This is a genomic window from Colwellia sp. BRX8-4, from assembly GCF_014077345.1.
Lineage (GTDB): Bacteria > Pseudomonadota > Gammaproteobacteria > Enterobacterales > Alteromonadaceae > Colwellia_A.
This window is the reverse complement of the sequence record NZ_JACGVS010000044.1, coordinates 1-6,782: the sequence shown is the minus strand read 5'-3', so window position 1 is coordinate 6,782 and position 6,782 is coordinate 1. Positions and strand designations below refer to the sequence as shown.

Annotated in this window: 6 protein-coding genes; 3 read left to right on the top strand and 3 right to left on the bottom strand. The window is 37.3% G+C overall.

Annotated elements, in window-relative coordinates:
- Together H4J56_RS19110 and rimK are read right to left on the bottom strand one after the other, a co-directional pair.
- Nucleotides 1-239: succinylglutamate desuccinylase/aspartoacylase family protein (locus H4J56_RS19110; protein WP_310733557.1), on the bottom strand; the 239-nt coding region annotated here is incomplete at its 3' end.
- A 5-nt stretch (nucleotides 240-244) separates the two neighbouring features.
- Nucleotides 245-1,150, bottom strand: coding sequence for a 30S ribosomal protein S6--L-glutamate ligase (rimK, locus tag H4J56_RS19105; protein WP_070376387.1), 906 nt, complete (start codon nucleotides 1,148-1,150; stop codon nucleotides 245-247).
- A gap of 150 nt (nucleotides 1,151-1,300) precedes the next feature.
- Between rimK and H4J56_RS19100 the strand changes: the two genes are divergently transcribed.
- From H4J56_RS19100 to H4J56_RS19090, 3 genes are all read left to right on the top strand, one after another.
- Nucleotides 1,301-2,149 carry a LysR family transcriptional regulator gene (locus H4J56_RS19100; RefSeq protein WP_182218101.1) on the top strand — a complete coding sequence of 283 codons (849 nt, stop codon included), beginning with the start codon at nucleotides 1,301-1,303 and terminating at the stop codon, nucleotides 2,147-2,149.
- A gap of 73 nt (nucleotides 2,150-2,222) precedes the next feature.
- On the top strand, nucleotides 2,223-3,050 hold the full coding sequence (locus H4J56_RS19095; protein ID WP_182222922.1) for an alpha/beta fold hydrolase: 828 nt from the start codon (nucleotides 2,223-2,225) through the stop codon (nucleotides 3,048-3,050).
- Nucleotides 3,028-3,948: a diguanylate cyclase gene (locus tag H4J56_RS19090; RefSeq protein WP_182251559.1), complete on the top strand. Its 921-nt coding sequence runs from the start codon at nucleotides 3,028-3,030 to the stop codon at nucleotides 3,946-3,948. The genes H4J56_RS19095 and H4J56_RS19090 overlap by 23 nt, the downstream gene beginning before the upstream one ends.
- A gap of 103 nt (nucleotides 3,949-4,051) precedes the next feature.
- On the opposite strand, the gene H4J56_RS19085 is transcribed toward H4J56_RS19090, so the two are convergent.
- Entirely contained in the window at nucleotides 4,052-6,238 is a 2,187-nt protein-coding gene (locus H4J56_RS19085; protein WP_182222923.1) for an OsmC domain/YcaO domain-containing protein, read from the bottom strand.
- Between the last annotated feature and the right edge of the window lie 544 nt (nucleotides 6,239-6,782).

The following is a 6,782-nucleotide window of genomic DNA, read 5'->3' as shown; positions in this document are numbered from 1 at the left end:
GTTATTTTAAGTTTCTTTTCGTGGATCAAGCGTCGAATAATTTCAATACCATTTAATTCGTCGCCATGTACCGCCGCACTCAAAAAAATAGTGGGCCCCGGTTTTTTAGCGCGAATAATATGAACGGGTAAAGAAACGTCGGCATCGGTATATAACTTAGCAACCGGCAACTCTATTTTGCGCTGCTCTCCAGGTAAAATTTCAAATTCACCAATGCGTAATATGTCTGTAGAACTCACTTTCATTATCCTTTGCCACGTGTTTTGGTGTCATGAGGTTTTGCATTTTTTTCTAAAAACTCAAACACCATCCCAGCAACATTTTTGCCTGTCGCTTTTTCGATACCTTCAAGGCCAGGAGATGAATTAACTTCCATGACCATAGGACCATTTTGTGAACGCAGTAAATCGACACCACACATGTTCAAACCCATCGCTTTTGCAGCACTGACAGCAGTATCACGCTCAGCCTTAGATAATTTAACCACTTCAGCAGAGCCGCCACGATGTAAATTAGAACGAAACTCACCTTCAGCGCCTTGACGTTTCATCGCCGCAACCACTTTACCGCCAATCACTAAACAGCGAATATCAGCACCACCGGCTTCTTTAATAAACTCTTGTACCAAAATATTCGCGTTTAAACCCATAAACGCTTCGATAATGGCTTCAGCTGATTTAGCCGTATCGGCTAATACTACGCCTATGCCCTGCGTGCCTTCGAGCAACTTAATAACCACCGGCGCGCCGCCAACATTTTTAATTAAATCTTTGGCATTATCAGGTTTGCTGGCAAAACCCGTTCGCGGTAAACCCAAACCTTTACGCGATAGCAACTGTAATGACCGTAATTTATCGCGTGAGCGGCTGATAGCGACGGACTCATTAATGTTGAAGGTACCCATCATTTCAAATTGTCTTGCCACAGCTGTGCCATAAAAAGTCACAGAGGCGCCAATACGAGGAATAATTGCATCATACTTTGGTAGTTCTTTACCGTGATAACGCACCGATGAACGGCTACTCGTAATGTCCATATAGCAATGCAAAGTATCGATAATATCAACTTCATGGCCCATAGCTTCACCCGCTTCTTTTAAACGACGGGTAGAGTAAAGTTTTTTATTTCTAGATAAGATAGCAATTTTCATAAGTCAGTCTTTTGATATTCACTTTTATTTAATGATAAAAAGTGAGGTAATAAGTGCTGTGGAGTGTATAGTCAGCTTATTAAATAATATAGCGCTATATTTTGATGAGTTTAATCAAAAAAAATGATTGCGTTGTTTGTCGAGGTTTGTATGAGAATCGAACTATTAAAAACATTTCTTGAAGTGAGCCGTACATTACACTTTAGAATAGCATCTGAGAACTTATTCATTACTCAATCTGCAGTAAGCGCAAGGATTAAGTTATTAGAAGGTGACTTAGGTGTGCTGTTGTTTGACCGAAGCCAAAAGCATTTAAAATTAACCCCAGAAGGTAATCGGTTAATAAAACATGCTAATGAGTTATTGTTTATGTGGCAAAAAACTAAACAAGATGTTGGTGTTGCAGACAGTGATACTTATCAATTAGTTGTTGGCTCTATGATGTCTATTTGGGATATTGTCTTACAAGATTGGTTAAAAAAGATACATCGAAATCTTGATGATGTTAGTTTATTAACCAACACTTACTCGCCGTTAGAGCTTAGAAAGAGTTTACTGAGTCGTGTGGTCGATGTTGCCTTTTTTTTCGAGCCGCCGTTTGTTAAAGATTTAATCACTGAAAAAGTCGCCACGGTTCCACTACATTTAGTGACCACAGAGCCAAACGATACTATCGAAAAGTTAACATTAGATAACCACATAATGGTCGACTATGGTGAATCAGTGAATGCGCAACACCTTCGAGAATTTCAAGATGCTCCTCCCGCAAGACACTATATGAGCCAACCAAGAATTGCATTAAATTTTCTATTGGACGCCGGCGGAAGTGCTTATTTACCCAGACAAATGACTTTTGAGTATATCGAGAAAAATAAATTATACCTAGTTGAAGAAGCGCCGGTATATTCAAGAGATATATATGCCGCTTATTTAGCGAAAAGTCAGAAAACTGATATAATTGAGCAAACGCTGCAACTGTTTCCTTCTGTGGTAATATAAGCAAGATTATTAGATAGTAGTATAAACAAGGTTAGTAACCGTTAATTAACGATACATTTGAGTAGGAAATATTATGCTTTTGTCAAAAGAGGTGTTGATTAGAAATAATGTTAAAATTGTTGGAAAAGGTGATAAAACACTTTTTCTTGCGCACGGTTTTGGTTGCGATCAAAACATGTGGCGCTTTTTAACGCCAAAGCTACTGAACAAGTTTACCATCGTACTCTTTGATTATGTCGGCTCTGGTGGTTCAGATATCTCACAATACAACAAGAAACGTTATAGCCAACTTGATGGGTATGCCGAAGATATTATTGAAATAGCTGAAGTGCTAGAGCTATCAAATGCAATCTTTGTCGGACACTCTGTAAGTAGTATTATCGGTGCGATTGCCGCCAATAAAAGGCCTGATTTTTTTTCTAAGCTTATCATGATATGCCCTTCACCTTGTTTTCTAAACTTTCCTCCTGAATACTTGGGCGGCTTTGAAAAAGAAGATTTACTCGAATTATTAAGCCTGATGGATAAAAATTATATTGGTTGGGCTGATTATTTAGCGCCATTAGTGATAGGAGATGATAATTCAACGGATTTAATAGGAGAGTTAACGGGAAGTTTTTGCTCTACTGACCCTGTTATAGCGAAGAATTTTGCTGAAGCAACATTTTTATCTGATTATCGCCATATTTTAAAAGATATAAAGCAACCTTCATTAATTTTTCAAAGTAAAAATGATGCCTTGGCTGCGACGACTGTTGGTGAGTTTATTCATAGCCAAATAAAAAATAGTCAACTGGAAGTGATTCTGGCTGACGGACATTGTTTACATATGACGCATCCGAACGAAATTGTCGACTTAATAATAGAATACGCGAACAATGACCACAACACGCAAAAGTAAAGCACAAAGTAACATGCAAAATTATTCGCTGGATAGTTTTCCTTGCGGTGCTTTAGTCACTAATTCGTCAAGAGTTATTACCTATGTTAATGCATATTTCACTACTGAACTATTATGGCAACCAGCAGCCCTTATTGGTAAAAGTACAGACGTAATTTTCACAAAATCGTCAAAAATATTTTTTCAAAGTTATCTCATTCCAACACTTTTACATGAGAAAACGTGTGAAGAAATGCAGTTAATTATATTTAATGCTCAAGGGGCTCGCATTCCAGTAACCGTCAACGCGCATTTAGGTGATGATGGCTGTATTTACTGGAGCTTTTTTAATGCCTCTAAAAGAGACCAACTTTATAATGAATTATTAAAAACCCGCGAAACATTAGAAGAGCAAGCAGAAGCTTTGAAATTACTTGCTTCTACTGACGAATTAACCGAGTTATTAAATAGAAGAGAAATGAAATCGCGAAGCATTTTAGTCCTTGAGCAGGCAGCAAGATCTCATCAATCGGTTGGTTTATTAATGCTCGACATTGATCACTTTAAGAAAATAAATGATAGCTTTGGCCATTTATCAGGAGACCGAGTATTAAAAGAGCTTGGTCAAAAGTTGAAAGCCTTTTGTCGACAAACAGACCTCGTTGCTCGCTTTGGTGGTGAAGAATTTTTGATCATGCTACCTGACACAGACAAAGTGAATGTTTTATTATTTTGTGAAAGATTACATCAGTTAATTGCTACTATTAAGGTTGATAATAAACCATTAATGGTAAGTATTGGTGCCAGCATTTGTAACGATAAAATATCATTTACTGACTTCTACGCCCAGGCTGATAATGCCCTATATAAAGCAAAAGAACTTGGCAGAAATAGAACCGAGGTGTATAAAACTGATTAATGCTCATTAAACTTAAGATTTAAAATTTAAAATTTAAATGCGCAACGTTTATAAAAAGCCAATACCTATAGTAGATATTGGCTTTTTACATGATATGTTTTTACTATTTTTCAGCCGCTATTTTACGTGCTTGGTGTAATTTTTTGTAGCTTTCAATCAACCTCAGGTGCTTATCTAAACCTTCAAGTTTGATACTTGTTGGTGTTAAACCATAAAACCTAACTTCACCAAAGACTGAACCAACCACGTGTTCCATAGTCTCCTCACCAAACATTCGATTAAAGTTACCGATATAGTCTTCAAGTTCCATCTCTTCGTCTAGGGTAACTTCTAATACCGCATGAACCGCTTGATAAAATAAGCCACGTTCAACCGTATTGTCATTGTATTGTAAAAACTCTCCAACTAATTCAATAGCCTCTTCTAAAGCGCCTAAGGCAAGATAAATAAGAATCTTTAATTCAAGAATAGTGAGCTGACCCCAAACGGTATTTTCATCAAACTCAATACCAATTAATGTTTTTATATCAATGTAGTTATCTTGTTGGCTATCTTCTAAACGCTCAACTAAAGCGACTAATTGTTCTTCACTTAAAATGTGAAGATTTAAAATATCTTCGCGGTATTCAAGAGATTTATTGGTGTTGTCCCAAATAAGGTCTTCAACCGGATACACTTCTGAATAGTCTGGCACTAGCATACGACAAGCAGTAGCCCCCAATTGATTAAACTCTGCGATATAGACTTCTTTGCCCAAGTCTTTCAAAATCGCCATTAACACAGCATTTTCTTCTTCGTTGGTGCCAGAAAAATCCCATTCGCAAAATTCATAATCAGCTTTACTGCTAAAGAAACGCCAGGAAACAACACCTGTTGAGTCAATAAAGTGATCAACAAAGTTTTCAGGTTCGGTAACCGCCATGCTATTAAATGTTGGCTTGGGTACATCGTTTAAGCCTTCAAAGCTTCTTCCTTGTAACAACTCCGTCAAACTCCTTTCTAGCGCAACTTCAAAACTTGGATGAGCACCAAAGGAGGCAAAGACACCACCCGTTTTAGGGTTCATAAGCGTGACACACATGACCGGGAATTGACCACCTAACGATGCATCTTTAACGACAATAGGAAAGCCCTGCGCCTCTAACCCTTCAATGCCTGCTAAAATACTTGGGTATTTTGCGATTACGTCTTTGGGCACATCGGGTAAAATAATTTCTTGTGCAATAATTTGTTTTTTTACCGCACGTTCAAAAATTTCTGACAAGCATTGCACTTGTGCTTCAGGTAAATTATTACCTGCACTCATACCATTACTTAAGAATAAATTTTCAATTAAATTTGAAGGAAAATAGACGGTTTCACCATCAGAATGGCGTACATAAGGAATAGAGCAAATACCTCGCTCCGCTAAGCCAGAGTTGGTATCTATTAGGTTCGAACCCCGTAATTCATCGTCAGGGTTATATATCGCTAAACAATATTCATCAAGTATGTCGCTGGGCAACTCATCATTGACGCCTGGTTTAAACCATTTTTCATTGGGATAATGAACAAAATCACTGTTGGCAATATCAACACCAAAGAACTGATCGTTATAAAAGAAATTACAGTTAAGACGCTCAATAAATTCACCAAGTGCAGAGCAAAGCGCACTTTCTTTCGTTGCGCCTTTACCGTTAGTAAAGCACATCGGTGATGCCGCATCACGGATGTGCAATGACCAAACATTAGGCACAATATTTCGCCAAGAAGATATTTCAATCTTCATACCTAAATCAGCCAACAGACCTGTCATATCGGCAATAGTTTGTTCAAGTGGTAAGTCTTTACCTAAAATGTAGGTGCTGGAGTCACTTGCTGATTGCCCCATAAGCATTGCTTGGGCGTCGTTTTCAAGACTATCGACTATTTCTACTTTAAACTCTGGTCCACTTTGAACGACTTTTTTAACAGTACAGCGATCAATGGAACGGACAATGCCTTTACGGTCTTTCTCAGAAATGCTTTCAGGCAACTCAACCTGAATTTGAAAAATTTGGTTATAACGATCTTCAGGATCTACGATATTGTTTTGTGACAAACGAATATTTTCAGTGGGTATATCACGCGAAGTACAATAAACCTTAACAAAATAGGCGGCACAAAGCGCTGATGAAGCTAAAAAATAATCAAAAGGCCCTGGAGCAGAGCCATCACCTTTATAGCGAATAGGTTGATCAGCGATGACAGAAAAATCATCAAATTTAGCTTCAATTCTAAGGTTGTCGAGATAATTAACTTTGATTTCCATTGAATAATTTCCGAAGTTTTGCACTAAAAGCTCAGTGATTTGCTTAGTTTTAGCGACTGCCAATTGGCAAGATGTAATTAATGGTCGGTATTATCTGTTTTTTCGAGACATTAGTCTTGGAAAAAAAGACATTAATTAAGAAAGACACTGTTTTAAATAAAATAGTGCGATGTAACCAGGAATTTGATTTTACAGGGACATTAAAATAGCTAGGTAAAGTGTGATAAAACAATAATTCACTCTAGGTAGTGAATCATTTTTTATCATGACTCGCGACACAACAAACAGCAATAGCTATAAACAAACAAAAAAGCTATTTAACAAAGGGTTAAATAGCTTTTTTAAAGATATGTGTTCACGTTTAATAAATGATTAAGAATTAACCGCCACATTTCTTAGCGTCAGTTTTGGTTTCGCCACATTTACCTTTTTTATCTGCTTTACCTTCACCACATTTTCCTTCGCCACATTTACCTTTTTTGTCAGCTTTACCTTCACCACATTTACTTTCGCCGCCTTTAACTTTTTTGTTTGCTTTAACTTC